This window comes from Mesorhizobium sp. A556 (assembly GCF_054489545.1).
In genome coordinates this window covers 37,798-64,065 of the sequence record NZ_JBTMXA010000006.1, presented here as the reverse complement: position 1 = coordinate 64,065, position 26,268 = coordinate 37,798, and the positions used below count along the sequence as shown (strand labels likewise).

Genomic DNA, 26,268 nt, shown 5'->3' with positions numbered 1-26,268 from the left:
GCAACGTTTGCTTGAACGGAGCGCCGCTGGGAGGACGGCGCCGCACTGAAAGGCGGTAGGATGACGATGTATCTGAGGTTTCCCACTCGCGGCTGCACATGGCTGGCTGCGGGCCTTGCGGCGGCGGCGCTCTGCGGCCCTCCCGCCGCCCATGCACAGCCCGCCAACGGCAAGTCCTTCGTCGAGAATTTCGACAGGCTCGACGCCGGGCGCTGGTACGTCTCGGACGGCTGGGCGAATGGCGATCATCAGAACTGCACCTGGTCAAAGGGGCAGGTCGGCGTCGAGGGCGGCACGCTCACCCTCGGGTTCGCCAGGCAGAAAACCAAGGACCGGGACTACGTCTGCGGCGAAGTGCAGACCAATCAGCGATTCGGCCATGGCACCTTCGAGGTACGCATGAAGGCGGCGGCGGGCTCCGGCCTCAACACCGGTTTCTTCTCCTATATCGGCCCTGTCCACAAGCAGCCGCATGACGAGATCGATTTCGAGGTGCTCGGCAAGGATCCGGCGACGGTGCAGATCAACCGCTTCGTCGACGGCAAGAGCCTCGGCCCCGCCAAACTGGTGGAGGTGGCGGGCGGCGCCGACAAGGATTTCCACGACTATGCCTTCGTCTGGCGCAAGGACAGCATCGCCTGGTATGTCGACGGCAAGCTCGTCGGCGAGGTCACGGACCCCGCCAAGCTGCCTACCCATCCCGCCAAGATCTATCTGAGCCTGTGGGGGAGCGACACGCTGCAATCGTGGATGGGCGCGTTCGCCGATCCCGGCCAACCGGTCACCGCGCAAGTGGACCGCGTTGCCTTCACCGCCGAAGGCGACAAGTGCCAGTTCCCCGAATCCGTCGTTTGCAAGACGCAATCGCAATAAGAGGGACTGGCGATGCTGCGCATCCTTTATCTGGTGCACAACCTGTCCGATCCGGCCGTGCACCGGCGCGTGACGATGCTGGAAGCGGGCGGCGCCACGGTGACGCTGGCCGGCTTTCGCCGTGACGCGGCGCCGGAGAGAATGGAAGGGGCAGCCCCCATCGAACTCGGCCGCACGCAGGACGGCAGGTTCACGCAGCGGCTGGCCTCGGTAGCGGCGGCGGCCATGGCGCTGGCGGGCAAGCTCCGGCATGTCGCCAGGCCCGACGTCATCATAGGGCGCAACCTGGAAATGCTGGCGCTCGCCAACCGGGCGCGGGCGGTTTTCGGTGCCGACATTCCGCTCGTCTACGAGTGCCTGGACATTCACCGCCTGCTGCTCGACCCCGGCCCGGTGGGCAAGGCGATGCGCGGGGCCGAGCGGCTGTTCGGCCGCGACGCGGCGCTTCTGATCACCAGTTCGCCGGCCTTCGTGCGCGATTATTTCGTCCGTTTCGGGCAGTCGGCCGCGCCGACCGCGCTGCTGCCGAACAAGGTACTGGAACTGGGCACGCCGCAGGCGCCCGGCCCGAAGGCCGCGCCTCCGGATGCCGGCGAGCCGTGGCGGATCGGCTGGTTCGGCGCGCTGCGCTGCGCCAAGTCGCTCGATCTCCTGGCCGCCTTCACGCGGCGGGCGGGCGGCCGTTTCGAGGTCGTGCTGCGTGGCCGCCCCGCCTACCGCGAGTTCACCGATTTCGACCGCTTCGTGGCGGCCGAGCCGCATATTTGTTTCGCCGGCCCCTACCGCAATCCGGACGATCTCGCCGCCATCTACGGCGCGGTGCATTTCTGCTGGGCGATCGACTTCTTCGAGGAAGGGCTGAACGCCGCGTGGCTGCTGCCCAATCGTCTCTACGAAGGCTGCCGCCATGGCGTCGTTCCGATTGCGATGAAAGGCACGGAGACGGCGCGCTTCCTTGCGCAACGCAAGCTTGGGCTGCTGCTTGACGATGATTCCACGGACGGGCTCGAAGCCGCGCTGTCCGCCATCAGCCGGCAAGGATATGACGCGCTGCGGCAGCGGGTCGTGGCGCATGACAGCCGCGACTGGGTCGCCGGCATCGGCGACTGCCGCGCGCTGGTCGAGGGCCTGAAAGCCGTGGCGGGATCGAGGGCGGGCGGCGATATCCTGCTGGAGGAAGCGGCATGACCCGGCAAGCGCACCTTGACGGCGAGCCATCGAAAGCTGTGCCGGGCGGCCGCTGCATGGTGGTGATCCCGTGCCTGAACGAGGCCAGCCATATCGGCGACCTGCTCGCGCGCCTGATCGGCCCGGCGGAGCGGCTGGACATGGTCATCGTCGTCGCGGACGGCGGCAGCAAGGACGGCACCCGGCGCATCGTCGAGCAAATCGCGGCGGCCGAACCGCGCGTCATTCTGCTTCACAATCCCCGCGGGCTGCAGGCCGCCGCCGTCAATCTTGCCGTTGCCGCATATGGAGATGCGTTCGCACGCTTCATCCGCATCGACGCGCATGGCGGCTATCCGCACGACTATTGCGACCGGCTGATCGAGGAAGCCGACGCCACCGGCGCCGATTCGGTGGTCGTCTCCATGGTCACGCAAGGCCTCACCATCTTCCAGCGGGCGACCGCTTCGGCGCAGAACTCGAAGCTCGGCAATGGCGGCTCGCCGCACCGCGAGGGCGCCACGGGCCACTGGACCGATCATGGCCATCATGCGCTGATGAGCGTGGCGGCGTTCCGCGCGGTCGGCGGCTACGACGAAGCCTTCAGCCACAACGAGGATGCCGAACTCGACTTCCGGCTGCGCGCGGCCGGCTATCGCATCTGGATGACCGACAGGACGGTCATGACCTACTATCCGCGCGCTTCCGTCGGCAGCCTGTTTCGGCAGTATCTCGGCTACGGCCGCGGCCGCGCCAGGAACATCCTCAAGCATCGCGCCATTCCGAAGGTGAGGCAGATGGTGCCGCTGATGGTGCTGCCGGTCGTGGCGGGCGCTCTGCTCGCCTTCATCAGCCTTTCGGCCCTGATCCCGGCCGGGCTGTGGGTGGCGGTGTGCATGGGCTACGGCGTCTGGCTGGCGCTGGCCGAGCGCAATCCCTACGGCCCGCTCGCCGGCTTCTCGGCAATGGTCATGCATCTGGCCTGGTCGGCCGGCTTCTGGATGCAACTTGCCCTGTCCTGGAAACGGAAGGCGGCAGCGTCATGAACAATCGCGTGCGCATCGATATCGGCATCTGCACGTTCCGCCGGCCACGACTGGAGCAGACGCTACGTTCGCTCGCCGGCCTGCACGTTCCCGCCGGGGCGGTGCTGCGGATCGTCGTGGCCGACAACGACGCCGTGCCGAGCGCACGCGCTCTGGTCTATGTCATGGCCGCCAGCCTGCCTTTTGAAATCCGCTACGTCCATTGCCCGGCGTCCAACATCTCGCTTGCCCGCAACGCCTGCCTGGAAGCGGCCAACGGCGATTTCCTGATCTTCATGGACGACGATCAGGAGGTGGTGTCGAGCGACTGGCTGACCGAGCTTTTGTCGGTGACCAACGCCTCGGGCGCCGACGTTGTTTTGGGGCCGGTGCTCGCAATCTATGGCGAGGGCGCGCCGCGCTGGATGCGCGAAGGCGATTTCCATTCGACCCGTCCCGTCCGGGTCGAGGGCGAGATCCGCACCGGCTACTCGGGCAACACGCTGCTGCGCCTGTCTTCCCCCGTGGTCGCGGGGCGGCGCTTCAGCCTGCTGCTGGGCCGCAGCGGCGGCGAAGACACGGACTATTTTACGCGGCTCCATCGGGCCGGCGGGCGCATCGCCTATGCGCCTGGTGCGGTGGCGCGCGAGCCGGTGCCGGCTTCGCGCGCCAGCTTCGCCTGGCTGGCGAAGCGCCGTTTCCGCAGCGGCCAGACGCATGGCCGGCTGGCCGGCGAGGGGCTGTCGCGGACGGCTCGCGCGCGCCAGGTCGTGCTTGCCGTGGTCAAGGCCGGCTACTGCCTCGGCGCGGCGGCGGCTACCGCTCCTTTCGCTCCCCGCCGCAACCACCATGCCTTGCGCGGCGTTTTCCATGCCGGCGCGGTCGTCGGTCTGCTGGGCGGCCGTGAAATCCAGCAATATGGCGAAGGTGCTCCGCTGGAAGGCCCGATCGATGCCCGGATGGAAAGCAAGCGCCATGCAGCCTGACGTCACCTTCCTCATTGCCGCCTTCAACGCCGAAGGCTCTATTCGTCGCGCCATCGAAAGCGCGCTGGCGCAGCGCGGCGTCTCGGTGGAGGTCGTCGTCGTCGACGATTGCTCGAGCGACCGCACGGTTGAGGTCGCCACCCGTTTTCCGCGCGACCTCGTGCGCGTGGTCGAACTGGACCAGAACTGCGGACCGGGCGGCGCCCGCAACGCCGGGCTGGATGTCGCGAGCGGCCGCTGGGTGGCGGTGCTCGATTCCGACGACACCATCCATCCCGACCGGCTGGCGCGCATGATGCGGCGGGCGGAGGCAGCGGGCGCCGAGATCGCCGTCGACAATCTCGAAATCGTGCGTGAAGGCATGAGCACCGGCGAGCCGATGTTCGCGCCGGACCATCTTCGGGCGCTCGCCGGTCTGTCGTTGGCGGACCTGATCGGCACCAGCCTTCTGTTTGAAAGCGCGTTCTCCTACGGCTACATGAAGCCGGTGTTCGAGCGGCGTTTCTTGCGCGATGCCGGCCTGCGCTACGACGAGACGCTGCGCATCGGCGAGGACTACATCTTCCTTGCCTCGGCGCTGGCGCGTGGCGGGCGCTGCGCGGTCGAGCCGAGCGCCGGCTACCGCTACCATGTCCGCGCCGGCTCGATCTCGCGCGTGCTCGACCTGCACCATGTCGAAGCGATGCTTCAAGCCGACGCGGCGTTCCTGCGCCGATACGACCTCGATGCGCCGGCGCTGGCGGCACAGGCGCGCCGCACCCGAAGCCTCTGCCGGGGGGCTTCCTTCCTCTCGCTGGTCCGTCACCTCAAGCAGCGCGCGCCGCTGAAGGCGGCGGGCGTCGCGCTCCGGGATCCGGCGGCGCTGCGCCATCTCCGGATGCCGATCGCGGCCAGGCTGCGGCGGCTGTCGGGGTTATCCAGGGCGGCGCAGGCCCGCTGAACCATTTTGAGTTTGGCGGGGGCGCCAACCGAACAGGGATGTAATGAAAAAAGTCAGAAAAGCAGTGATACCCGTCGCCGGCCTCGGAACGCGCTTCCTGCCCGCCACCAAGGCGATGCCGAAGGAAATGCTGACCATCGTCGACCGTCCCGTCGTGCAATATGCCGTCGACGAGGCGCTGGAGGCGGGCATCGAGCACATCGTCTTCGTCACCGGCCGCAACAAGCACATCATCGAGGACTATTTCGATATCCAGCCGGAACTGCTCGACACGCTCACCCGCTCGGGCAAGACGGAACAACTGGCTTGCCTCGACCGCATGCAGCCGCAGGCGGGCGCCATCTCGTTTACCCGCCAGCAGGCGCCGCACGGCCTCGGCCATGCCGTCTGGTGCGCCCGCGACGTGATCGGCGACGAGCCGTTCGCGCTGCTTCTGCCGGACATGGTTTCCTTCGGCGAGCGCGGCTGCCTTTCGGGCGTCATGGACCTTTACGGGCGGACCGGCGGCAACGTCGTGGCCGTCGAACAGTGCGATCCCCTCGATACCGGCCGCTACGGCATCGTCGGCAAAGGGCCGGTCGTCGGCAAAGGGTTCGCCATTACCAGCATGGTCGAAAAGCCGGAACCGGCAGCGGCACCCTCCAATTTCTACATCAACGGCCGCTACGTGCTGCAGCCGGAGATCTTCGGGCTCCTCGGCAATCAGGAGCGCGGTGCCGGCGGCGAGATCCAGCTGACGGACGCGATGCTGCGGCTGTCGCAGCAGCAGGACTTCTTCGCCAGTCCTTTCGACGGCCGCATGTTCGACTGCGGCTCGAAGGAAGGGTTCATCCAGGCCAACGTCGCCTTCGCGCTGGCCCGTGCCGACATCAGGGATCTGGTGCTGGAACCGATCGAGACGATCATCGCAGGGCAAACGCGCCGCAACGAAGCGGCCTGATCGAAGCGGCCTAATCGAAGCGGAACGTCGCCATGGCCATGGCCCAGGGTCAGACCCTCGCGGCCGTGGCTGTCATTTTCGACGGACGAGCAAATCGGCAAAGTCATGAACCATGGACGTTTTTTCTTGAGCAAGCCAGTACCCATGCCTTCGGATGAAACGGATGGCTTCATCGACCTCGACCGGCTGCTGGCCGCGGCAAGGCGGCAGATGCGGGTGGCGGGCCTGTTTGCCGTGGCGGGCCTGGCGCTGGGGATCGTCTATCTCCTGTTCACGCCGTCGGTCTACACCGCCTCGACCGACATCCTGCTCGACGACAGCCTGACGAAATTCGCCGAGGACAAGCCGACGCCGGCGCCAGTGTCGCAGGCGGAATCGATGGTGCTGAGCGAAGTCGAGATCCTGAAATCCGCACGGCTGGCGCGGGTCGTGGTGGAGGCGCAACATCTCCAGGACAACGAGGCCTTCCTCAATCCGCCGGTTTCTCCCCTTGCCTGGGCCAAGTCGACGGTCAAAAGCGTGCTGCGCGTCTTCTCCAGCCGGCCGACTTCCGCCGGCTCGGTCGAGAACGCAAGGATCGGCAAGGCGATGGCGCTGTTGCAGCAGAACCTCGCCGCCGAGCGGGTCGGCCGCAGCTACGTCATCTCGGTGTCCTTCTCGAACAACGATCCGAAGCTGGCGGGAGCGATTACGCGAGCCTATGCCGATGCCTATCTGTCGGACCATCTCGACGCCAATTTCGACGCCACCCAGCGCGCCACCGTGTGGCTGCAGGGGCGGCTGGACGATTTGCGCCAGCGTTCGCAGGATGCCGCGCAGGAGGTCGAGACCTATCGCGCGGCGAACGGGCTGACGGCGGCGCGCGGCGAACTGGTATCGGACCAGCAGCTTTCCGACCTCAACAGCCAGCTCATCCTGGCGCAGGCCGACACCGCCAACGCGCTGGCGCGCTACACCCAGTTCAAGTCGATCGTCGACAGCGGACCGGAGAACGCCGTCAAGAACGCCACGGTGCCGATCGAGAAGGGCAGCAGCGGCACCAATACGGCGTTGCTGACAGACCTTAGGACCCGCTATCTCGGCATGGCCAAGCGCGAGCAGGATATCTCTACCCGCTTCGGTGAAGACCATCCGCAGGCGGTGGCGTTGCGCCGCGAGGAGGCCGACGTCACCCAGCAGATATACGGTGAGTTGAAGCGGCTTACCGAAAGTTATCGCAACGAATATGAGGTAGCGAAGTCGCGCGAGGCATCGCTGCGCACCAATGTCGGCGAATTGTCCGCCCAGAGTTCAAAGTCGGGCCATTCGGGTGTGGAATTGCGCGCTCTGGAGCAGAAGGCGCAGGCGCTCGCCACGCTCTATCAGTCGTTCCTGGGACGGTATGCGGAAGCTTCGCAGCAGCGCTCGTTTCCCATCGCCGAGGCGCGCGTGATCTCGCAGGCGGGCGACCCGACCACGGCGTCCAGCCCGCGCAAGTCGATGGTGCTTGGCCTGTCCCTGGTGCTCGGCCTGTTCGCCGGCGCCGGCGCCAGTGCGCTGCGCGAATTCCGCGAGCGCTTCTTCCGCACCGCCGAAGACGTGCAGAACGCGCTCGACGTCAAGTTCCTCGGCTACCTGCCGATCGTCGGTCCGTCCTTCCGGGCCAAGGCGAACGGCGCCGGCGCGACGGACCGGACGCAAGCGCCTCGGGAAACCACCATCCCGCGCATCCTGCGCGTCGCCATCAATGCGCCGGCCTCTTCCTTCGCCGAAACGTTGCGCAACGTGAAACTGGCCAGCGACGTGGTCTTGCAGCGCAGCCCTTGCAAGGTCATCGGCTTCGTCTCCGTACTGCCGCACGAAGGCAAGACCACCGTGGCCGCCAATTTCGCCGGCCTGCTGGCGGCGAACGGCGCCAGAACGCTGTTGATCGACGCCGATCTCAGGAATCCCGGCCTGAGCCGGAGCCTGCCGCTGGTTCCGGAGAAGGGGCTGATCGAGGCGGTCGTCGGCGGCGAGCAACGCTGGCAAAACACGCTCCTGGTCGACAGGAAGACCAAGCTTGCCATCCTGCCGACGGTGATCCGCGGGCGGTTTCCGCACAGTGGCGAACTCATCTCGGGGCCGGGCATGCGCGAACTGATCGAGTCGGCGCGGCAATCCTTCGACTATATCGTCGTCGACCTGCCGCCGCTGGGGCCGGTCGTCGACGCCAAGGCGTTCGCGCCGCTGGCCGACGGGTTCGTGCTGGTGGCCGAGTGGGGCTCCACGCCGCGCGCGCTGGTACGCTCGGCCTTGCAGGCCGAACCGCGGATCGCCGCCAAGGTGCTCGGCCTCGTCCTCAACAAGACCGACGTCAAGCAACTGCCGCGCTACGGCCTGTTCGGCAGCGCCGAACAGTATCTGGATCGCTATTCCTCCTATTATGTCGAGCCGACCCAGACGACCGGCCAGCGAGCCGGCAGGAAGGAGCCGGCATAATGGCGCGGTCAGTTCGTCAGGTAGCGGCCCTTGTTTTGCCAGATGCGCAGCGCCGTCAGCCGGCCGCTGAAGAACGCGCCGGTGTCGATGTCGACCCGCATGCCTTCGCGCCTCGCTTCATCGACCGGCGTGTGGCCATGCACGACGTAGCGCGAAAGCAGGTGCGCGGCCTTGTAGAAATCCTCGCGGATGAACACCAGGTCCCGGTCGGACTGCCGTTCGAGCGGCAGGTCCGGGCGAATGCCGGCATGCACGAACAGGAAGCCGGGCGTTTCGACCATGATCGGCAGGGAGCGCAGGAAGGCGAGGTGCGCGGCGGGGATCGCTGCCCGGATGACGTCGTCGATGCGGCGGTCGGCGCGGTAGATGTCGCGCAGGTGTTCGGGGTCGATGCCGTAGGAAAGCAGCGTCTGCCGCCCGCCCATGGCCAGCCATCCGGCACGGCCGATACGCCCTTCCAGATAGTCGAGCATGACCATCTCGTGGTTGCCGGTGAGGCAGATCCGCTCGAAGCCGGGCGGCGGCGGCGCCAGCAGATGGTCGAGCACCTGGGCGGAAGCAGGGCCGCGATCGACATAGTCGCCGACCATGACGATGAGTTTTGCGCCGGGCAGTTCCTCGGCGTCGCGGACGATTGCGCGTTCGAGCGCCAGCAGTTCATCGAGACAGCCATGGACGTCGCCGATCGCGTAGACGGCGGTGTCCTTGATGTCGAGGCGCAGGCGCGGGCGCTTTTTCCCCGTGCCGCGCCGGGCCATGCCCAGCAGATCGGTCCACGCTTTCAATGGCAGGCCCTTTTCGTCATCGCCATGGTCGAGGGGCATGCGGTGAGAGGCGGGCTGGAATGAAACCGATCGAGGAGACGACCGTGTCCATCCGCAGCTTCTTCGAGGTGCCGGCCGCGTCGCTGGACCCGGTCCGCAAGACGATGTCCGAGCGTATAAGGATCGCGCGCGGCCTTTGCATCTTCTTCATGACCTTCGTCCATATACCGCCCGGCATCGCGGACAACGTCTATGATCGCGACGCCGGCTTCTTCGATCTCGTTTACTTCGCCCTTTCGCGCATGGTGGGGCTGAGTTCGGTTTCGCTGCTCAGCGTCGTCTCCGGCTATTTCATCGTCTCGAGCCTTGCCAAGATCGGGACAGGCTCCCTTTTCCTGTCGAAATTGAAGACGCTGGTAGTGCCGCTGGCGGCCTGGAATCTCCTCATGCTGGCCTTGCTTACGGTTTATGGGCTGTTGCGCGGCAAGTGGCAGGACATGCCGGACTTCACCGTGCCGGGCATGGCCGACGCGCTGTTTGCGCTCACCCAATGGCCGCTTGACGTGCCTTTGTGGTTTCTTCGCGACCTTTTCGTCTGCTGCTTGTTTTCCCCGCTCCTCTTTGTCGCGCTGAAACGGGTTCCCATCGCTACGATCCTGCTGCTGTTCGCCTATACGCTGTTCGGCGAGGACCTTTATGTGCTGCAACGGCCGCAACTCATGCTGTTCTTCGCGCTCGGCATGTGGCTGCGCATTTCCCGCACGGCCGAGTCCTCCGTCGACGCCATGGCGCGTCGGCTCGTCCCCGGCCTGATCGTTATGGTTGGCCTGTACCTGGCGCTCAGGCTGGCGAACGTGCTGTTCGGGGAAATGGACGACACGCTCCGGCTGACGCTGGACACCCTGCTGCGCATCACCATGGCGGCGGGGTTCTGGCTGCTGACCGGCCTGATCCGCCGCTCGCGCCTGGCCGCCGGGTTTGTCTGGTTCGAGCCTTACGCCTTCTTCCTGTTCTGCAGCCACGCGATCCTGTTTCACTTCGCCGCCATCGTCTTCCGCCGCTTCTTCGGCGATTACGGCAGCGACCTGTTTGCGGTCACGTTCTTCGTGCTGCCCTGCCTCGCCGTGATCTGTGCCGTGATCGGGTTGCAGGTCATCAGCCGGTCGAGGACGTTGCTTTTCCTGTTCAACGCCGGCCACGGCATCGAGCCCTTGCGCAAGCCCGCCGGGCGCGATGCGCAAGCCGCCCGGACACGGGTGGGCTAGGCCATGGCGAGCGTCACCACACGGCTGATCAAGGGAAGCCTGTGGCTCACCCTTGCGCGCGCCATCGTCAACGCGCTGGCGGCACTCAGCACCTTCGTGCTGGCGTGGAACCTGACGCCGTCCGACTTCGGCGTGGTGGCGCTGGGCATGACCATCCTTGTGATCGTTTCCACCGTGACGGAACTTTCATTGGCGGAGGCGCTCATCCGCCACGAGGCGCCCACCGAATCGCATTTCAGCGCCGCCTGGACGCTCAACGCCACGCGGGGATTGCTGCTTGCCCTGTTGTTCGCCGCAGTCGCCTGGCCTGTCGCGCGCCTGTTCGACGAACCAAGGCTGGTCGGCATCATGCTGGCGCTCGGCCTTGGCGTGCTGATGAGCGGGCTCACCAATCCGCGCCGCATCATGCTCCAGCGCGACCTGGTCTTCTGGCAGGAATTCGTGCTCGCCGTGTCGCAGAAGCTCACCGGCTTCATCGCCGCCGTTGCGATCGCCGTCATCTATCACAGCTACTGGGCGCTGGTGGTCGGCACGTTGGTCTCGCAGGCCACCAACGTCGTCGTTTCCTACCTCGTGCTGCCGTTCCGGCCGAGAATCACCTTCCGCCACATGCGAGAGTTCTTCTCCTTCTCCGCCTGGCTGACGGCCGGCCAGATCGTCAACACGCTGAACTGGCGCTTCGACTATCTGCTGGTCGGCAAGATGCTCGGCGGCACGGCCTTGGGCTATTATTCGGTCGGCTCCAATCTCGCCATGATGCCGACGCGCGAGGCGACGATGCCGCTCACGCAGACGATCTATCCCGGCTTCGCCAGCATCCAGCACGATCCCGCGCGGCTTGCCGCGGCCTACCAGCGGGCGCAGGCGCTGCTCACCGCCGTGGCGCTGCCGGCCGGCATCGGCGTGGCCGTCATCGCCGATCCGCTGGTGCGGCTGGCGCTCGGCGAAAAATGGGCGCCGATCATCTTCATCATCCAGGCGTTGGCCTCGGTGTTCGCGCTGCAGACCCTGGGTTCGCTGGTGCAGCCGCTCGGCATGGCCAAGGGCGAAACGCGGCTCCTGTTCATGCGCGACACGCAGATGCTGCTTGTCCGCGTGCCGATCATGATCGCCGGCCTGATGCTTGCCGGCCTTCCGGGCGTCGTCATCGGCCGGGTGTTCACGGGGCTGTGCAGCGCCTTCGTCAATATGGTGCTGGTGCGGCGTCTCATCGGCGTCACGGTGCGCAAGCAGCTCGCGGCCAACCTGCGCGCGCTGGCGAGCGCCGCCGTGATGGCCGCCGGTGTCGCTGTCGCCTCCACTTATCTCGCCCACACCGCCGACAAGCCGATGCTGGCGCTGCAACTGGCGACGCTGGTGGCGCTCGGCGGCTTCCTCTACTGCGCCGCGTCCTTTCTTCTTTGGGAAGCGATGGGACGACCGCAAGGGCCGGAGACGGACGTCCAGACCATACTTGGAAAAATGCTCGCAAAGCTGCGGCCGGCCTGAGGATCGCTCGAACAATGGAGAGAAAAATGGCATTGGAATCCCGCTTGGCGCTGATCGCAAGATTGCAGGCCACTATCCACGGCTGCCTGAAAACCCATATTTCGTCGGACGAGCCGGTGGCCATCCTCGACTTTCCGGACATCCGCAATTGCGGCGATTCCGCCATCTGGCTGGGCGAGATGGCCTACCTCAAGGCCCACTACGGCAAGCGGCCGGCCTATGTGTCGCGCATGGACGACTTTTCCGCCGAAGACCTCGAACGGGCGATGCCGGCGGGGCCGATCTTCATTCATGGCGGCGGCAATTTCGGCGATATCTGGGGCGCGCACCAGGATTTTCGCGAGCGCGTGCTGGAACGGTTCCCGGATCGCGCCGTCATCCAGTTTCCGCAATCGATCCATTACCAATCCGCTCGGCGGATCGAGGAAAGTGCGCGCGCCATCGGGCGGCATCGAAATTTCACGCTTCTGGTGCGCGACGAGGAATCGAAGGCTTTCGCCGAAAAACATTTCGACTGCGCGGTCGATCTCTGCCCCGACATGGCGTTCGCGATCGGACCGGTCGCGCCTACGCCTGCCGAATTTCCGGTGCTGGCGATGCTGCGGGCCGACCGCGAGAAGGCGGGCGATGCCGATCTGTCGGCCTGGCCCGACCTGCCGGTCGAGGACTGGATCTCCGAATCGGCTGGCCGCGTGCGGGCTGCCAAGGCACTCGGTGCGGCATCGGCGCTGCTTGCGCTAAAACCGGCGGAACGGCGGCTGGCCAAGCTCGACGCGGCCGCGCATAACCGCTTCCGACGCGGCATCCGCCAGATCTCACGCGGACAGGCCATCGTCACCGACCGCCTGCATGTCCATATCTGCTCGCTGCTCATCGGCCGGCCGCACGCCGTGCTCGACAACAGCTACGGCAAGGTGCGGCGCTTCATGGCCGCGTTCTCCGGCGGAACCGACCTGTCCCATCTGGCCGCGTCGCTCGACGACGGCATTTCCTGGGCGCGTCAGCGGGCCGATGTGAAGGCGGCGGCATGATGACGGAGGATCGGATGAGCCTGCTGACCTTCATCATTCCTGTCCGCCACCAGGACAATGCGCGCGACTGGGGCCTGCTCAAGGAGAACCTCGCCCAGACCGTCGCCTCGATCTCGGGCCAGACGCATGACGACTGGCGCGGCATTATCGTGGCGAACGAGGGCGCCGACCTGCCGGACCTGCCTGCGCGTTTCGGCGTCGTGCGCGTCACCTTTCCGCCCAACGACCTGCATGAGATAGACAGGGCCGACGTCGAGGCCGTGTATGAGGCTTTCCGTGCCGACAAGGGCCGCCGCGTGCTCGCCGGCATGCTCGCCGCCCGCGACAGCCGTTTCTTCATGATCGTCGACGACGACGATTTCGTCAGCGCCCGCATCGCCGGTCATGTGGCGCAAAACCCCGATGCCAACGGCTGGACCATCGAGCGCGGCTATATCTGGGACGACGGCGGCAGGCTGCTGCTGGGCTATGACGGGTTCAACCATCTGTGCGGCACTTCGCTGATCGTGCGTCGCGACCTCTACGGCCTGCCGATGCGGTTCGAGGACGCCTCGCTCGACTGGATCAAGTCGATGCTCGGCAGCCATGTCCGCATCGCCGACATTCTTGCCGGGCGCGGCGCGCCGCTTCGCCCGCTGCCGTTTCGCGGCGCTGTCTATCGCGTCGCCCATCGCGGTTCGCATAGCAAGGCGCCCAGCCTGGTGAAAAAGTATTTTCTCAGCCGCGAGGCGCTGCGGCGGCCACGGCGCCTGCTGCGCCATCTGGCTCGCCTGCGGCTGGTCGGCGACGATGCCCGACGTGAGTTCTTCGGCACGCCGGCGAGGAGCCCGGTGCACTCGATCCGCGCAAAGCCCTGAACCGGCGTGCCGACGCGGGTGAGAAAAACGCTCCTGACAAAACCGGGTTGACCGCCAACCTTGATCGCCCAGATTGTGAAGGCGGGCGGGTCAGGCAGGAGAAACACCATGCCCAAAACCACCATCGCCCTATTGGCTCTCTTTGCCGCAGCGTTCGTAGGCATCGACCGCCCATTGGCCGAAGAGCCTACAGCCGCCCAGCGCATGTCGGAACCAGGCCCTTTGGAACAGATGCTCGCAAAGCAGACCGGCACGTGGGATGTCGTCGCGAGCCTTTGGACAGCACCAGGAGCCCAGCCGATCGTCGCTCGCGGGCTGGTTGCCGAACGCACCATGATCGGGCCGATCCTGCAGGAAATCATGAAGCCGGCGCCAGGCGGCACTACGCCCGATTTTACCCGGATCGACTATCTCAATTTCGACAGGGTCGAGGGCCGCTGGAAATATGTCTCCATGGATACCCGCTTTCCCGTCAGCATCATGCCTGCGCGCAGCTTCGGCCCTGCGATAGACGGCAAGATTGATGTCCAGTTCGAACCGCAGGGATTTGTCGGTTTCGGCCCTGAAGTCGAAGGGCGCTTCATGGTTTCCGACATGGCGATCTCCAGTTCCGACGTCGACCACATGCTGAAGGAACAGCACGTGATGATGGCCAACGGCACGGGGAAAAGCTGGCTGTTCGTCCGGTATGAATACACGCGCCGCCCTTGATTGTTGAAGGCCCGCCTTGCGCGTACCTGCAGCGACGCAAACGGTCAGCGAGATCTGCTCCCGCCGGGGATGGGGCCGAAGGTACTCGACGGGGGGCTGAACAGGCGCCGCATGTACGTGTCGAGTGTCGCGGATGTCGTAGCTACGAGGATTGAGGCACCGACCACGGCGGGCAAAAGAAGCGGATAGGGGATCAGGTCCACGACGCCGGCGCTGACCAGAACCATGACGATCAGCCCGTGCAGGAGATAGATCGACAGCGAACGCTCGCCGAACCAAGCGAGCACCGTCGAACGGCTTGGCACCAGGGCGCAAAAGCCCAGCACCGCGGCCAGGCTCAACGACAGCACCAGTAGCCTGCCAAGCCCCGGATAGGCCGGAAAGGGCGGCGCACTGTCGTAGTCACGGCTTCCCGTCAGCACCGAGCCGTCCAAACCGTTCAGCCACCATACCGTCACCATCAGCATGGAAAGCCCGAACAGGCAGGAAAAGGCGAGGCGGTAACGCCCGGCCAACGCCACCAATTGCGCGCCGTAGAGATGACCGAGCACGAAGAAAGGCAGGAAATAGATGGTGCGAGCCGCGCTCAGAGCATAGCCGACCGCATCGTCGTAACCGACGAAGATGGCGCCCAGAAGCGCCACCGACAGCCCAATGGGAGAGGCGAACAGCGGCAGCAGGATGCGCCAGCCAATCAAGCTGGCGATAAACCACAGCAGCCAGTAGGGCGTCAGCGGCGAATAGCTGTACCAGCCGGTGAGTTGGCCCGCGCCGAGATAAATGATCTGGAAGACCACCAGCGGGAAGAACAGCGTCCATGCGATGTTCTGGTAGTCGCGGCTTTTCAATGTCTCGCGCGCGAAGATGCCGGACAGGAAGACGAACAGGGGCATATGGAAGGCGTAGATGTCGGTATAGAGCGTCTGGAGCAAGGCTGACTGCCCGGACGGTCTTTCGATCAGATGGCCAAAGACCACGAGCAGGATACCTGCTCCCTTCAGCGCATCGATATGGCCGTTACGGCCACTTCCGGCTGTATTCATTCCATAACCGCTCCATGGGTCGACCTGTTCGAGGTAATGCACCGAACGGCAATGCACACCCCTGCGCCGGCCCGCGATCGGCCATCGGGCTGGCTGATCCAGCCGGCACCGGAGGCGGCAACCCTTGCTGCCCAAGCGTTGCGTCGCCATACCGTGCCCCGCGAACGGTGCGATCAAAAAGGATGAAAGCGTGGTCCCGAACGTGACCAACCGGGGGTTGACTCGCTTGCTGCGATCAAGCGGCATGGATGCAATGCCAGGTCCTAAAAGAACTTACTTTTTGGAGAAGACGCGATGGCTCAGAAGAAAGCGATCTTGTGTTTCGGCGATTCACTCACCTGGGGCTGGGTTCCGGTGATGGAGGGATCGCCGGCCTCTCGCTATCCGTATGAACAGCGCTGGACGGGTGTGATGGCGTCCCATCTCGGTGGCGCTTATGATGTCATCGAGGAGGGCGTCAGCGCACGTACCACGAGCGTTGACGATCCCGACGACCCTCGGCTGAATGGCAGCGCCTGTTTGCCGGCTTCGATCGCCAGCCACCTGCCGCTCGATCTGGTTATCCTTCTGCTGGGGACGAACGACATCAAGTCATTTTACAATCGAACGCTCCATGACATCACCTGTGGGATGGCCAGACTGGTCGAACAGGTGCTCACAAGCGGCATCGGTACACCCTATCCGGCTCCGAAGTGCCTTGTGGTTGCTCCCCCACTGCTGACGCCGACGCAGCAACCCTATTTCCAGCGCTTGTTCGGCAGCGGGTATGAAAAGTCGGCAGTGCTTGGCAAGCAGTACAGGGACATGGCAGAGTCTATGAACGTGGATTTCCTGAATGCCGGTGATTTCATCACCACCGATGGCTGCGACGGCATCCATTTTACCGTCCAGAACAATCTGGATCTCGGCAAGGCCATCGCCGACAAGGTCGCAGGCATCTTTGAGGGCCATCCGGCGCGGAAGGCCGGTACGCCCCTGTAGAATTGGTAAGAAGTGCAGCCGTTACACGCTGACCACCAGGGATGTTGGTTTTCGAGCGACGTCATTGTGGTGTTCTCGCCCAATCTCGCCTATCAAACACGGGGCATTTTCTCTCAGGATCATCATGGTAAATCCGACACGTCGACCGACAAATCCAATCACTGCTGCTGAAGCAGTCTTCAAGCCGATCAAAAAGCCGGTCCCACAGGCGCGCGAATCCCCGGCTGTCCCAAATGTGAGAGAGCTTGTCTCAATCCGGATCGATAGAGCTGTGCTGGATCATTTCCAGGAGGACGGCCCGGGCTGGCAGGATCGGATCAACGATGCTTTGCGGGATGCCGTGGCCAAGTGATCTTGCCTAAGGCAAGCGATCCTACGGCGTATTCGAGATTGGTGCGCGGCTTATGGCGCCTGGCTTAAGGCAGCCTTAAGGTTGACCGGATTTGTGCGCTGAACTCCAGCCTTGCCCAGGTAACGCACCGAGAGTTTTTTGCCTTCGTGAAGAAAACAGCCCGCTCGGCCGAGCCGCATAATCGGCATGGAAATAACTTCTTAACCAAGATGCTATTCATCCTCATGGTGCGGGCGGGGTGATCGCCGGGTCCCCGATAAACGCCAGAACACCGGCAACCTGAGCAAGGTGTAAACTTGTTTGAGAGCGAACAAAACGCGCAAAGCCGCTTCCATGGCTGGACACTATTTCCGGCCATCCTGGTTGCGCTTCTATGCCTGGGCGTTACCAGTGCGGCCGCGGAAACGCGCGCCCTGAAGATCCATCACCTGCATACGGGCGAGAAGGCCGAGATCGTTTTCAAGCGCAATGGGCGCTACGATCAGGCGGGCCTGAAGAAGATCAATGTCATCCTGCGCGATTGGCGTCGCAACGAGCCGATCAGGATGGACCCGCGCCTGATCGACCTGGTCTGGCAGGCCTATCGCGCCAGCGGTTCGAGAGGCTACATCAAGGTGGTCAGCGGCTACCGCGCGCCTGCGACGAACGCGATGCTGCGCAGCCGCTCGAAGGGTGTCGCCAAGACGAGCCAGCACATGGTGGGCAAGGCGATGGACTTTTTCCTGCCCGACGTGCCGCTGAAGAAGTTGCGCGACATCGGCTTGAAGATGCAGGCCGGCGGGGTCGGCTACTACCCGAGGTCCGGTTCGCCTTTCATCCATCTCGATGTCGGCAATGTGCGCCATTGGCCGGGTATGAGCCGCAAGGAACTGGCCGGTCTGTTCCCCAACGGCAAGACGCTGCATGTGCCCAGCGACGGCAAGCCGCTGCCGGGCTACAATCAGGCGCTTGTCGCCTACAATTCAAGACAGGCGAGCGGTGCTCCCGCCATCGCGCTGGCAAGCGTCGGCGGTAATCAGGGCAAAAAGCGCGGTCTGCTGGCGGCGCTGTTTGGCGGTGGCGGCGAAGACGAGGCGGATGATGTCGCCGATGTCGCCAGCGCTGCGCCCGTGCTGAGCAAGACGGTCAAGGCGGCCCCTGCGCCGAAGGTGGTGGAGCCGACGCTTCAGCCGGGCATCGCCATCGTTTCGCCGGACAAGGCGCAGCGCACTGAAATCCCTGCGATGGTGGAACAGGCGCCCGAGACTAAGCCGGAAGCGCCCGAAACCATCGTTGCCGCGCTGACCGGGCACTCCGTTCCGCTGCCGGAATTCGCGCCGCGCCGGACTGCCGAGGCGACAGCCGCGACACCTGCGCCGACCCCTCAAAACATGCCGTTCGGCATTGCCGAGCCTTCGCCGGCCCCGGTTGAAATGGCGCTTGCCGGTCCGGTCCCGACCGTCGTGCCGTTCGACCAGGCGGATGCAGCGCCGGCTCCTGCCGCATTGGACAGGGTGGCCATCAACATTCCGCTGCCGACGAAGCGACCCGACTATCGGGCAACCTCGGTCGGTGCACCGGAAGCGCTCAAATCTCCCGATGCGGTCGGTGCGTTGCTGGCGATGAACCAATCCGACGATGAACTGGCCGGCGACGAACTGGACCGCCTGTCCGGCCATCTGGTTTCAGCGCCCGCTTCAGTGCCGGTGCCGACTTCGGCCGATCGCATCAAGACCAGCCCGAAGACGGGTCGTGTCGAGCAGCGGGGCCAACAGCTTGCCGCTGCGCCGATCGTCGTGCCGGCACCGCAGTTGCAGGCGAGCTATTGGCCGCTTGAGGTCGATCGCGGCGTGACCGGCGCTATCGCGTCGGCCTATGCACCGCGCTTGTCCGCCAACTTCATTCGCACCGCACCGCTTCAGGCCTATGTCGAAGGCTTCACCCCGGACCGCACAGCGGTCGACCACAAGCGTTTCACCGGCACGGCGGTCAATTTCCTGCCCATTGCCCGATTCAATTAAAGCCAGTCGCGCGCGGAGCTGAACGCGCGCAACTGGTAGAAGTGGGCTTACCCGGCGCGAGCCCCGGCAATCGCTTCCGTCAGCGCCTTTTCGTCCATGACGCCGTGGAACAGCTTGGTGCCGACGATGAAGGAAGGCGTGCCGCCAAAGCCGAAGGCGTTGGCCTGGTCCATGTTGCGCGCCAGAATTCCGTCGATGCGGGTCTGGTCCTTCTTGAACGCCGCCTGCATGGCGGTCGGATCGAAGCCCGCGCCCTTCAGCGCTGCGTCTATCTGCTTGTCGGTCAGCCGTGCCTTGGTCGCCACCAGGGCATCCATGGCTTTTTCATAATCGCCGCCGGTTTGCGCCAGGACGAGGCTTGCGGCGTGGACCGAAGGCGCGCCGAAGATCGGCCAATCCTTCATCACCAGCCGCACGTTGCCGTCCTTCTTGACCACCTTCATCAGGTCGGCATGGCCCCGCTTGCAGTAAGGGCACTGGTAGTCGAAATATTCGACGATGGTGACATCGCCCTTCGGATTGCCGAGCGCGGGAATTTCCGCATCGAACAGCACTTCTTCCACGGATGGATAGTTCTGCGCATTGGCGAAGGCGGCGGGCAGCGCAAGGGCTGCTGCGCCGGCGGCGGATGCGGTCAATAGCTGGCGTCGGTTCAGCATGTCAGACTTCTCCCTTTCCGGATTGCTCGGGACTAAGCACCACCACGCGCGAACCCTTCGGCACGCGCTTGTGCAGGTCGACGATGTCCTGGTTGAGCAGGCGGATGCAGCCCGACGACACCGACTTGCCGATCGACCATGGCTCGTTGGTGCCGTGGATGCGGTAGAGCGTGTCCTGGCCGTTCTTGAAGAGATAGAGGGCGCGGGCGCCGAGCGGGTTCTTCAGTCCGCCCTCCATGCCGCCGGCCAGTTTTTCGTACCGCTTGGGATCGCGCTTGATCATGTTGGGCGTCGGCGTCCAGCGCGGCCACGATGCCTTGCGCAATATGTCGGCGTCGCCTTCATATTCGAGACCGGACTTGGCGACGCCGACGCCGTAGCGCATCGCCTTGCCGCCCTCCATCACCAGGTAGAGGTAGCGCGCATGCGGATCGACGACGATGGTGCCAACCGGCTCTCGCGTCGAATAGTCGACGACCTGCCGCAGATTGCTCTTCTTCATCTTGGACACGTCAATGGCCGGAATGAGCGTGCCGTTGTCGTCGATGGCGCCATACATGCTGACATAGCCGGGGTCGGGCGCCAGCGCCGCCTTCAGCTTGGCGGTACTGACCGGAGACGTTGTCGAACACGCCGTCATCAGAAGCGGGGCTGCCGCCACCAGGAGGATGCGCGCCAGAAGGGCGCGGCGATTGGGGTGGGTTTCAAGGGTTGGCAAGCGTGTCTCCTGAATGGCCGCTGTTCAAGCGGGTTATGTTGGATTGAAGGATTTCGCGGGATATTTCGCCGTGATGGGCGTGTTTCAGAACCCCGTCGGCACCGATGAAAAGGGTCATCGGCAGGCCGATGGCGCCGTAGTGACGGGACAGTTCGGAAAACGGGTCGAGGATTGCCGCTGGCAGGTCGAGTTTTTGCGCGGCGAGATAACCGGCTACCCGGCCGCGTCCTTCGCCCTGGTTGGCGAAGAAGAATGCGGCACTGGTCGTCGTTGCCGCAACATCGGCCATCATTGGCATTTCACGGCGGCAGGGCGGGCACCAGCTAGCCCACAGGTTGACCACCATCGGCTTGCCGGAGCTGCTTTCCAGCGAGACCGGCGCGCCCGTCAAGGACTGGTAGGTGCCGGCGGGAAGCGGCAGGGCACTTGTACCGCCCGTCAATTGCCACGTGACGTTCCAGACGACCAGCGACAGGGCCAGCGGCAGCAGCGCCCACAGGCGCTGGCGCGCGTCGGTCAGGACCAGCACTAGCGTCAGCGCGACAGCGCCGGCACCCGCAGGCCAGAAGAACCCGCCCTGCCAGAAGACCAAGATGCGCCACGGCTCCTGGATAAAACTTTGCCAATGGAGGGCGACATGGCCAAGGCGCGCCGCCACGATGCCGCCGATCACCACCCACCACGACCAGCGATGGAAGGCGGGATCGACCCGGCGCGCCAATATGCCGGTGACGATGGAAAACAGGAAGATCGCGAGCACGACCGCGAAACGGTCGGCGGCCAGAACCAGCGGGCCTATCGACACGGCACCCATCAGATATCGCCCGTGATGGCGGCCGAGCGCGTCAGGTTTTGGACTGTCACGTCGCCGATAAGGCGGGTTCCGGCCGCCTCGCGGCTGGCGCGGTCGAAGAAGACCATCGTCGGCGGACCGGCTACATCGAGTTCTTGCATCAGTTCGGCGTTCTGCTTGGTCAGGTAGGAAAGATCGGCCTTGATCAGGGTGAAATCGCCGAGGCCCGCGCGCACCGTGGTGTCGGTCAGTACCGAGCGCTCGATGCTGCGGCAGGTGACGCACCAGTCCGCCGTGAAATAGACCAGCGTCGGCTTGGTGCCCTTTGAATTATCGAGCTTCCCCTGCAGGTCACGCGTCGAGTTGGTATCGGAGAATACGAGTGCGCTACCGGCTGCGGTCGACCCGCCGGTGAAGGCCGCTAGCGGTTTGAGCGGATTGGTGCCGCCCGAAGCCGCGCCGACCATCAGGATGACGCCGTAGATCAGGCTGGTCGCACCAAGCGCGCGGGCCGTGACACGTGCGCCTGCCCATTCGGCGCTGAAGAAGAAGCTGGCGACGCCGATCAACAAGGCTGCCCACAGCGCAAGGTCGAGCCCGGCCGGCATCAGCGGTGTTGCCATCCAGATGGCCGAACCCAGGAACCCGAAACCGAACAAGCGCTTGGCGTTCTCCATCCAGGCGCCGGCACGCGGCAATGCGCCGCCGCCCATGGTGGCAAGCACGATCAGCGGAATGCCCTTGCCGATGCCGAGCGCAAACAGCGCAGCAGCACCCAGTGCGACATTGGCGCTTTGGCCGATATAGAGCAGCGCACCGGCCAAGGGCGCGGTGACGCAGGGGCCGACGATGAGCGCGGAAGAGAAGCCGAGTACGGCAGCTGAGCGCTTCGAGCCACCGCCGCCGCCCGTCCGGGCGACGATGGCGTTGGTCCATGCGCTTGGCAATTGCAGCTCGAACAGGCCGAACATCGACAGGGCAAGCACGGCGAAGATGACGGCGACGACGCCGGCGGTGATGGGCGATTGCAGCGCCATCTGCAGGTTCTGGCCCGACCATCCGGCAACCGCGCCTAGAAGGGCGAAGGCGATAGCCAGAAACACCACATAGATGGCTGAGAGCAGGAAGCCGCGTCGTGGCGTCAGCCGGTCGCCCTCGCGCGCCAAAGTGGCCGCGAGGATCGGATACATCGGAAACACGCAAGGCGTGAAGGCCAGCGCCAGCCCGAACAGCAGGAACGAGGCGATCACCAAGGTTGCGCCGCCACGCTCCAGCAGCGACGGCACCAGACCCTGCTCCTGCGCGATATTGAATGCAGGCGGGGTCGAGGAAGATTCATCATTTTCCGTTGGTGCCGGCGGCGGTGCGGCAGCGTCTTCGACGGCCCATTGCAGCATTGGCGCGCCGCCATCGGCATAGGGGTCGCTCACCGCTAGCGTCGCGGCATCGATGATGCGCGTTTCCGGCCGGTAGCAGATGCCGTCCACCTGGCAGCCCTGATAGACGAGTTCGACCGTGCCCGCATTCTGCGCCACCACGGAGGCTGCCGCGCGGCCGTAATAGACTTCCATCGGCCCGAAATTGGGATCGTCCTGCTGCGTGCCGGTCGGTGTTTCGACCTTCACATCCTGGCCGTTTGCACCCTTTGCCTTGATATGGTCCCGGTAGAGGTAGTACCCATCGGCGATAGTCCAGTCGAGCTGGACTGTTCCGTCCGGCGCGCCGGACACCTGCAACCGGAAGGCTTCGTTTGCGGGAAGCGGCTCGGCCAGTGCGGCGGTGCAACATCCAACAAATACCAGAATTGCAAGTAAAGCTCTCATACCTGTCCTTGGTGCCCATTTTGGGTCGGGGCGGCGCGCGTCGAGGGGCGCTTGCCGGCCGGGGCGATCTCCCTGCATCAGCTTAAGGCAGCCTTAAGCCTCGGCTGTAGATTGGCGCGAAAAGGCGGCGAAGGCGGACAATGCGTATCCTTGTAGTCGAAGACGATCCGATGTTGCTGGACGGGCTGACCGTTGGCCTGGGGCTGGCAGGTTTCACCATCGATCCGGTTTCAAGCTGCGCCGACGCGTCCGCCGCCATCGCCGCTCAACGCTACGACGCCATCGTGCTCGACCTGATGCTGCCGGACGGTTCGGGGCTGGATGTGCTGGCATCGCTGCGCGGCAAGAAGGACTTGACGCCGGTGCTACTGCTGACGGCGCGCGACCAAATTCCCGACCGCATCGCCGGCCTGGACGCCGGGGCCGACGACTATGTCGGCAAGCCGTTCGATCTCGATGAACTGGCGGCCCGGCTTCGGGCGGCGGTGCGCCGTGGCACGGGTCGCGCCACGGCCTCGCTGGAATGGCGTGGCGTCGTGCTCGACCCTGCCGACAAGACCGCCGTGAAAGGCGATGTTCCCGTCAAGCTGACGCGGCGCGAATTCGCGGTGCTGCAAGCGCTGATGGAGCGGCCAAGTGCGACCGTCTCCAAAGCCGCGCTCGAAGACACGCTTTATGGCTGGCAGGAGGAGGTGGAGAGCAACGCCGTCGAGGTGCACATCCACCATTTGCGCAACAAGCTGGGGTCCGACTTCATCAAGACGGTACGCGGCTTCGGCTACCGGTTGTCGGAGGGAGGTGCATGACTTCCATCCGAAGCCGGCTGATCACCATCCTGATAGGCACGACCGGGCTCGTCTGGCTGCTGGCCGCGATCTGGATTTACCAGGGCACCCGCTCGGAGGTTGAGCATGTGCTCGACGCGCGCCTGACGGAAGCCGCCCGCATGGTGAATTCGCTGCTGACCGACCAGCGCATCGAACTGGCGATGACGCAGGGCGAGGGCGGCGCCTCTACTGTGCCCGGCTTTGTCGAGCATCCCTATGAGCGCCAGCTTTCCTGCCAGATCTGGTCGCTCAACGGCCAGCTTGTCGGCCGCTCGGAGAATGCACCCGAGGGGAAGCTCAGTTCGGCCGGCGAAGGCTTTTCCGAGACCAACATCGATGGCGAAACCTGGCGCGTCTATACGGTCGAAAATGCCGGGCTTGGCGTCCGGGTCATGGTCGGCGACAGCGTTCGCATTCGTGACCGCCTCGTCGGCGATGTCGTCAAGGGGCTGGTGCTGCCGGGCGTTCTCATCTTGCCGATCCTCGCCGGCATGATCTGGCTCAGCGTCAGGCGCGGCCTCTCGCCGCTCAACATGATGGCGGATACGCTCTCGAAGCGCGCGGCCAACGATCTGCGCGAATTGCCCGCGACGGGCCTGCCGAAGGAGATCGCGCCCGCCGTCAATGCGCTCAACGGTCTATTCAAGCGGGTCGAGGAGGCGCGCGAGCGCGAGCGCAGTTTTACCGCCTTTGCCGCGCACGAATTGAAGACCCCGCTCGCCGGCCTGAAGACGCAGGCGCAGATCGCGCTGGGCAGCAGCGACCGCCAGGTTCACGCCAACGCCTTGCGCCAGATTTCCGCCGGCGTCGACCGGACCGCCCGGTTGGTCAAGCAGTTGCTCGACCTCACCTCGCTCGAGGCGAGCGACGCCGAACCCGTTCTCGTGCCGGTCGACGTGAAAGCGCTGGTCGACGCCGCCGTTGCGGAATTGAACTCTCTGCGATCCGTGAAGGTTGAGGTGGTAGGGGGAGACGATGAGAAGATGACGGCCGAGCCGCATTTCCTAACGCTGGCCGTACGCAACCTGCTGGAAAACGCCATCAACCATTCACCGGAAGGCGGCGTCGTTACCTGCCGCATCGTGCAGTCGGATGCAAAGTTGACGGTGTGCATCGAGGATGACGGCCCCGGCGTGCCGGAGGCGGAACTGTCGCGCGTAACGGAAAAATTCTTCCGTGGCCGCAACAAGTCATCCACCGGAAGCGGGCTGGGACTGGCCATCGCCGAGATCGCCATGGCGCGGATCGGCGGCGAGATGCGCTTTCGAAACCGCCAGCCGCACGGTTTTAGCGCCACGCTGATCATGCCGTTCGAGAAAGCCTCGACATGATCAGCCGCCGTATTTTCCTGGCGGGTGTTTTTGCCCTTACCGCACCCGCCACGGCGCAAGCTGCGCGCCCACCCAGCTTGCAAGAGATCCTGTTCGACCCGGCACTTCCCGTGCTTGGAAACCCTAATGGCGATGTCAGCATCGCCGAGTTCTTCGATTATATGTGCCCATCCTGCAAGGCGCTGCATCCGCATCTAAAGCGGCTGGTCGCGGAGGATGGCGGCATTCGCCTGGTCATGAAGGATTGGCCGATCAACGGCGATCTCGCCGAATACGCGTCGCGCATGACGCTGGCGTCGGTTCATATGGGCGTCTACGCCAAGACCCATGCGGCACTCATGGCGCTGGAGGGCGGTCTGTCGGCGAAGCGTATCGACGATGCGATGCGCGCTCAAGGCGTCGATGTCGGCAAGGTCCGCGACATGCTGGACATCCACCTTGGCCCGATCGACGCCTTGCTTGCGCGCAACCGGGCACATGCAAGGGCACTGAAATTGCCTGGAACGCCGGGCTTTATCGTGGGCAACAGGCTATTCCGACGGGTAATCAGCCTCGAAGAGCTGAAGACGGTAGTTGCGCAGGTTCGCGGCTCCAGTCGATCATGAGGCTGCCCGGTCTACGCCTTGTCGTGCCTTGATCGCAGGCCGTCGACAAAGACGTCCACGAGGCGGATGACGGTGTGTTGCCAGCCGGGCTGCTCTCGCGTGTAGCACATGCCGATCACCGCTCGCATCACGTCCTCCGGCACGATGTCGTCGCGGATCTGGCCGGCGGCGACGGCTGCCGCCATCAGGTCGCTCGCGGAGCGGACCAGCCGCGCAAGGGAATCGGCGTAAAGCTCGGTCGAACTGCCTGCGGCCGGCGCCAGCGCGGCCAGCATGCCCTTCTTGGTGGCAACCATGCCGATACTGGCGTGGAGCCAGTGGCGCAGCGCTTCCAGCGGCGTTTTCTCGGCGGCGAGCGTCACGGCGAGATCGACAAGCTGATCGACTTCGCGCTGGTAAACGGCCTGAAACAGCGCCTCGCGCGTCGGGAAATGGCGATAGAGCGTACCGATGCCGACCCCGGCCGTGCGTGCGACAGCCTCGAGGCTGGCATCCGCGCCGCCGGCGCTGAACACCTCACGCGCCGCGCCAAGCAGCCGTTCCCGGTTCCGCAGCGAATCCGCGCGCGGTTTTCGATTTGCCTTTTGCGGCTGCTGTCCCATCTTTCCTGCAATCCCCATTTTAATCTT

General features: G+C 64.8%; 25 protein-coding genes. 18 read left to right on the top strand and 7 right to left on the bottom strand.

Annotated features, from left to right (window positions below):
• The first annotated feature begins 60 nt into the window (after positions 1-60).
• From exoK to ACX3P0_RS14060, 7 genes are all read left to right on the top strand, one after another.
• Entirely contained in the window at positions 61-873 is an 813-nt protein-coding gene (gene exoK, locus ACX3P0_RS14090; RefSeq protein ID WP_459089370.1) for an endo-1,3-1,4-beta-glycanase ExoK, read from the top strand.
• 12 nt (positions 874-885) lie between these two features.
• On the top strand, positions 886-2,061 hold the full coding sequence (locus tag ACX3P0_RS14085) for a glycosyltransferase (RefSeq protein WP_459089368.1): 1,176 nt from the start codon (positions 886-888) through the stop codon (positions 2,059-2,061).
• A complete protein-coding gene (locus ACX3P0_RS14080; protein WP_459089366.1) occupies positions 2,058-3,086 on the top strand; it encodes a glycosyltransferase family 2 protein in 1,029 nt (342 codons plus the stop codon). Before ACX3P0_RS14085 ends, ACX3P0_RS14080 begins: the two co-directional genes overlap by 4 nt.
• Positions 3,083-4,051 carry a glycosyltransferase family 2 protein gene (locus ACX3P0_RS14075; protein ID WP_459079901.1) on the top strand — a complete coding sequence of 323 codons (969 nt, stop codon included), beginning with the start codon at positions 3,083-3,085 and terminating at the stop codon, positions 4,049-4,051. The genes ACX3P0_RS14080 and ACX3P0_RS14075 overlap by 4 nt, the downstream gene beginning before the upstream one ends.
• Complete coding sequence (locus tag ACX3P0_RS14070; RefSeq protein ID WP_459089364.1) at positions 4,041-4,991, top strand: glycosyltransferase family 2 protein; 951 nt, start codon at positions 4,041-4,043, stop codon at positions 4,989-4,991. The genes ACX3P0_RS14075 and ACX3P0_RS14070 overlap by 11 nt, the downstream gene beginning before the upstream one ends.
• Before the next feature lie 43 nt (positions 4,992-5,034).
• Complete coding sequence (locus ACX3P0_RS14065) at positions 5,035-5,931, top strand: UTP--glucose-1-phosphate uridylyltransferase (protein ID WP_459089362.1); 897 nt, start codon at positions 5,035-5,037, stop codon at positions 5,929-5,931.
• A gap of 126 nt (positions 5,932-6,057) precedes the next feature.
• Positions 6,058-8,391 (top strand): Wzz/FepE/Etk N-terminal domain-containing protein, encoded by a 2,334-nt coding sequence (locus ACX3P0_RS14060; protein WP_459089360.1) that lies wholly within the window; start codon positions 6,058-6,060, stop codon positions 8,389-8,391.
• Positions 8,392-8,399: 8 nt separating this feature from the next.
• Here the strand turns inward: ACX3P0_RS14060 and ACX3P0_RS14055 are convergent, their stop codons facing one another.
• A complete protein-coding gene (locus ACX3P0_RS14055) occupies positions 8,400-9,215 on the bottom strand; it encodes a metallophosphoesterase (RefSeq protein WP_459089358.1) in 816 nt (271 codons plus the stop codon).
• A gap of 20 nt (positions 9,216-9,235) precedes the next feature.
• Between ACX3P0_RS14055 and ACX3P0_RS14050 the strand changes: the two genes are divergently transcribed.
• The 5 genes from ACX3P0_RS14050 to ACX3P0_RS14030 all read left to right on the top strand — a co-directional run bounded on the left by ACX3P0_RS14050 (position 9,236) and on the right by ACX3P0_RS14030 (position 14,507).
• On the top strand, positions 9,236-10,420 hold the full coding sequence (locus ACX3P0_RS14050; protein WP_459089356.1) for an acyltransferase family protein: 1,185 nt from the start codon (positions 9,236-9,238) through the stop codon (positions 10,418-10,420).
• A gap of 3 nt (positions 10,421-10,423) precedes the next feature.
• Positions 10,424-11,908, top strand: a complete 1,485-nt coding sequence (locus ACX3P0_RS14045) for a lipopolysaccharide biosynthesis protein (RefSeq protein ID WP_459089354.1) — start codon at positions 10,424-10,426, stop codon at positions 11,906-11,908.
• A 26-nt stretch (positions 11,909-11,934) separates the two neighbouring features.
• Positions 11,935-12,939 (top strand): polysaccharide pyruvyl transferase family protein, encoded by a 1,005-nt coding sequence (locus tag ACX3P0_RS14040; RefSeq protein ID WP_459089352.1) that lies wholly within the window; start codon positions 11,935-11,937, stop codon positions 12,937-12,939.
• 14 nt (positions 12,940-12,953) lie between these two features.
• Complete coding sequence (locus ACX3P0_RS14035) at positions 12,954-13,796, top strand: galactosyl transferase (RefSeq protein ID WP_459089350.1); 843 nt, start codon at positions 12,954-12,956, stop codon at positions 13,794-13,796.
• A gap of 108 nt (positions 13,797-13,904) precedes the next feature.
• Positions 13,905-14,507 carry a hypothetical protein gene (locus tag ACX3P0_RS14030; RefSeq protein ID WP_459079894.1) on the top strand — a complete coding sequence of 201 codons (603 nt, stop codon included), beginning with the start codon at positions 13,905-13,907 and terminating at the stop codon, positions 14,505-14,507.
• Between the two features lie 44 nt (positions 14,508-14,551).
• Here ACX3P0_RS14030 and ACX3P0_RS14025 read toward each other — a convergent pair whose 3' ends face one another.
• Complete coding sequence (locus tag ACX3P0_RS14025) at positions 14,552-15,550, bottom strand: acyltransferase family protein (protein ID WP_459089348.1); 999 nt, start codon at positions 15,548-15,550, stop codon at positions 14,552-14,554.
• A 294-nt stretch (positions 15,551-15,844) separates the two neighbouring features.
• Here ACX3P0_RS14025 and ACX3P0_RS14020 point away from each other — a divergent pair, with 294 nt between their 5' ends.
• The 3 genes from ACX3P0_RS14020 to ACX3P0_RS14010 all read left to right on the top strand — a co-directional run bounded on the left by ACX3P0_RS14020 (position 15,845) and on the right by ACX3P0_RS14010 (position 18,883).
• Positions 15,845-16,531, top strand: a complete 687-nt coding sequence (locus ACX3P0_RS14020) for an SGNH/GDSL hydrolase family protein (protein WP_459089346.1) — start codon at positions 15,845-15,847, stop codon at positions 16,529-16,531.
• 124 nt (positions 16,532-16,655) lie between these two features.
• A complete protein-coding gene (locus ACX3P0_RS14015) occupies positions 16,656-16,883 on the top strand; it encodes a BrnA antitoxin family protein (RefSeq protein ID WP_459089345.1) in 228 nt (75 codons plus the stop codon).
• 296 nt (positions 16,884-17,179) lie between these two features.
• The gene (locus tag ACX3P0_RS14010) at positions 17,180-18,883 is read left to right on the top strand and encodes a DUF882 domain-containing protein (protein WP_459089343.1); all 1,704 of its coding nucleotides are present in this window, start codon (positions 17,180-17,182) and stop codon (positions 18,881-18,883) included.
• 47 nt (positions 18,884-18,930) lie between these two features.
• Here the strand turns inward: ACX3P0_RS14010 and ACX3P0_RS14005 are convergent, their stop codons facing one another.
• Genes ACX3P0_RS14005 through dsbD form a run of 4 tightly spaced genes read right to left on the bottom strand, consistent with a single transcriptional unit; the run spans position 18,931 to position 22,876 of the window.
• The gene (locus ACX3P0_RS14005) at positions 18,931-19,542 is read right to left on the bottom strand and encodes a DsbA family protein (RefSeq protein ID WP_459089341.1); all 612 of its coding nucleotides are present in this window, start codon (positions 19,540-19,542) and stop codon (positions 18,931-18,933) included.
• A gap of 1 nt (position 19,543) precedes the next feature.
• On the bottom strand, positions 19,544-20,260 hold the full coding sequence (locus ACX3P0_RS14000; protein WP_459089339.1) for a L,D-transpeptidase: 717 nt from the start codon (positions 20,258-20,260) through the stop codon (positions 19,544-19,546).
• Entirely contained in the window at positions 20,247-21,074 is an 828-nt protein-coding gene (locus ACX3P0_RS13995) for a prolipoprotein diacylglyceryl transferase family protein (RefSeq protein ID WP_459089337.1), read from the bottom strand. The genes ACX3P0_RS14000 and ACX3P0_RS13995 overlap by 14 nt, the downstream gene beginning before the upstream one ends.
• Entirely contained in the window at positions 21,074-22,876 is a 1,803-nt protein-coding gene (dsbD, locus tag ACX3P0_RS13990) for a protein-disulfide reductase DsbD (protein WP_459089335.1), read from the bottom strand. The genes ACX3P0_RS13995 and dsbD overlap by 1 nt, the downstream gene beginning before the upstream one ends.
• Positions 22,877-23,016: 140 nt before the next feature.
• On the opposite strand from dsbD, the gene ACX3P0_RS13985 reads away from it, so the two are divergent.
• Genes ACX3P0_RS13985 through ACX3P0_RS13975 form a run of 3 tightly spaced genes read left to right on the top strand, consistent with a single transcriptional unit; the run spans position 23,017 to position 25,639 of the window.
• On the top strand, positions 23,017-23,682 hold the full coding sequence (locus ACX3P0_RS13985) for a response regulator (RefSeq protein ID WP_459089333.1): 666 nt from the start codon (positions 23,017-23,019) through the stop codon (positions 23,680-23,682).
• Positions 23,679-25,034 carry an ATP-binding protein gene (locus ACX3P0_RS13980; RefSeq protein ID WP_459089331.1) on the top strand — a complete coding sequence of 452 codons (1,356 nt, stop codon included), beginning with the start codon at positions 23,679-23,681 and terminating at the stop codon, positions 25,032-25,034. The genes ACX3P0_RS13985 and ACX3P0_RS13980 overlap by 4 nt, the downstream gene beginning before the upstream one ends.
• Positions 25,031-25,639, top strand: a complete 609-nt coding sequence (locus tag ACX3P0_RS13975) for a DsbA family protein (RefSeq protein WP_459089329.1) — start codon at positions 25,031-25,033, stop codon at positions 25,637-25,639. Before ACX3P0_RS13980 ends, ACX3P0_RS13975 begins: the two co-directional genes overlap by 4 nt.
• A gap of 11 nt (positions 25,640-25,650) precedes the next feature.
• Here ACX3P0_RS13975 and ACX3P0_RS13970 read toward each other — a convergent pair whose 3' ends face one another.
• Positions 25,651-26,241 (bottom strand): TetR/AcrR family transcriptional regulator, encoded by a 591-nt coding sequence (locus ACX3P0_RS13970; RefSeq protein ID WP_459080015.1) that lies wholly within the window; start codon positions 26,239-26,241, stop codon positions 25,651-25,653.
• Positions 26,242-26,268 lie beyond the last annotated feature (27 nt).

What these genes read in the sequence shown, in the direction of transcription:
- exoK (WP_459089370.1), top strand. Translation starts at nt 61, where the DNA reads ATGACGATGTATCTGAGGTTTCCCACTCGCGGCTGCACATGGCTGGCT.
- ACX3P0_RS14085 (WP_459089368.1), top strand. Translation starts at nt 886, where the DNA reads ATGCTGCGCATCCTTTATCTGGTGCACAACCTGTCCGATCCGGCCGTG.
- ACX3P0_RS14080 (WP_459089366.1), top strand. Translation starts at nt 2,058, where the DNA reads ATGACCCGGCAAGCGCACCTTGACGGCGAGCCATCGAAAGCTGTGCCG.
- ACX3P0_RS14075 (WP_459079901.1), top strand. Translation starts at nt 3,083, where the DNA reads ATGAACAATCGCGTGCGCATCGATATCGGCATCTGCACGTTCCGCCGG.
- ACX3P0_RS14070 (WP_459089364.1), top strand. Translation starts at nt 4,041, where the DNA reads ATGCAGCCTGACGTCACCTTCCTCATTGCCGCCTTCAACGCCGAAGGC.
- ACX3P0_RS14065 (WP_459089362.1), top strand. Translation starts at nt 5,035, where the DNA reads ATGAAAAAAGTCAGAAAAGCAGTGATACCCGTCGCCGGCCTCGGAACG.
- ACX3P0_RS14055 (WP_459089358.1), bottom strand. Translation starts at nt 9,215, where the DNA reads ATGCCCCTCGACCATGGCGATGACGAAAAGGGCCTGCCATTGAAAGCG.
- ACX3P0_RS14050 (WP_459089356.1), top strand. Translation starts at nt 9,236, where the DNA reads ATGAAACCGATCGAGGAGACGACCGTGTCCATCCGCAGCTTCTTCGAG.
- ACX3P0_RS14045 (WP_459089354.1), top strand. Translation starts at nt 10,424, where the DNA reads ATGGCGAGCGTCACCACACGGCTGATCAAGGGAAGCCTGTGGCTCACC.
- ACX3P0_RS14040 (WP_459089352.1), top strand. Translation starts at nt 11,935, where the DNA reads ATGGCATTGGAATCCCGCTTGGCGCTGATCGCAAGATTGCAGGCCACT.
- ACX3P0_RS14035 (WP_459089350.1), top strand. Translation starts at nt 12,954, where the DNA reads ATGAGCCTGCTGACCTTCATCATTCCTGTCCGCCACCAGGACAATGCG.
- ACX3P0_RS14030 (WP_459079894.1), top strand. Translation starts at nt 13,905, where the DNA reads ATGCCCAAAACCACCATCGCCCTATTGGCTCTCTTTGCCGCAGCGTTC.
- ACX3P0_RS14025 (WP_459089348.1), bottom strand. Translation starts at nt 15,550, where the DNA reads ATGAATACAGCCGGAAGTGGCCGTAACGGCCATATCGATGCGCTGAAG.
- ACX3P0_RS14020 (WP_459089346.1), top strand. Translation starts at nt 15,845, where the DNA reads ATGGCTCAGAAGAAAGCGATCTTGTGTTTCGGCGATTCACTCACCTGG.
- ACX3P0_RS14015 (WP_459089345.1), top strand. Translation starts at nt 16,656, where the DNA reads ATGGTAAATCCGACACGTCGACCGACAAATCCAATCACTGCTGCTGAA.
- ACX3P0_RS14005 (WP_459089341.1), bottom strand. Translation starts at nt 19,542, where the DNA reads ATGCTGAACCGACGCCAGCTATTGACCGCATCCGCCGCCGGCGCAGCA.
- ACX3P0_RS13995 (WP_459089337.1), bottom strand. Translation starts at nt 21,074, where the DNA reads ATGGGTGCCGTGTCGATAGGCCCGCTGGTTCTGGCCGCCGACCGTTTC.
- dsbD (WP_459089335.1), bottom strand. Translation starts at nt 22,876, where the DNA reads ATGAGAGCTTTACTTGCAATTCTGGTATTTGTTGGATGTTGCACCGCC.
- ACX3P0_RS13985 (WP_459089333.1), top strand. Translation starts at nt 23,017, where the DNA reads ATGCGTATCCTTGTAGTCGAAGACGATCCGATGTTGCTGGACGGGCTG.
- ACX3P0_RS13980 (WP_459089331.1), top strand. Translation starts at nt 23,679, where the DNA reads ATGACTTCCATCCGAAGCCGGCTGATCACCATCCTGATAGGCACGACC.
- ACX3P0_RS13975 (WP_459089329.1), top strand. Translation starts at nt 25,031, where the DNA reads ATGATCAGCCGCCGTATTTTCCTGGCGGGTGTTTTTGCCCTTACCGCA.
- ACX3P0_RS13970 (WP_459080015.1), bottom strand. Translation starts at nt 26,241, where the DNA reads ATGGGACAGCAGCCGCAAAAGGCAAATCGAAAACCGCGCGCGGATTCG.